General features: G+C 30.9%; 1 protein-coding gene. It reads right to left on the bottom strand.

All coding sequences use genetic code 11. The features are described 5' to 3' along the window. On the bottom strand, positions 1-521 hold a 521-nt coding region (locus LPH68_RS26580; protein WP_230297300.1), incomplete at its 5' end, for a DUF1573 domain-containing protein.

Below are 521 nucleotides of genomic sequence, written 5' to 3'. Positions count from 1 at the left end.
TTAGCCATGGTCTCGTGGGCTCGGAGATGTGTATAAGAGACAGACATTTTTCTTAAAATATCCTTCTTTATTAGGAGTAACTTGCACTACAATATCGGTTGTTTTATTAGGTAAAACCGGTTGTTTTGACCAGTTAGGTACTGTACAACCACATGTAGTAGTTACATTATTCACCACCAAAGGGTTAGGTCCAATATTTTTAAGACTAAACTTTGCAGTAGTAGTCTTATTTATTTCCAGATTTTTAAGTTCCAAAATAGTTGTATCAACTGTCAATGATGTTATCAAAGACTTATCATATAAGTCTGTTTTTTCTACTCTTTTATTTTCATTTATTATTTGCTTATACAAACTCCATATTTGAGGATTCTCTGTAGGATTACCAATGCAAACGACCTTATTATATTTATCCAACAAAAAAGTCTGATATCTACTGTCTTTGGGAAATGTATTGAGTTTATCAAGTTGATTACATATATCCATATAGCAAGGATATTTAAATGAGTCCTTTCTAAATAAAA

The sequence above is a fragment of the Bacteroides sp. 1_1_30 genome (assembly GCF_020982715.1).
GTDB lineage: Bacteria > Bacteroidota > Bacteroidia > Bacteroidales > Bacteroidaceae > Bacteroides > Bacteroides xylanisolvens.
Note: the sequence above shows the minus strand (reverse complement) of the source record. Positions and strands in the feature narration are given on the sequence as shown.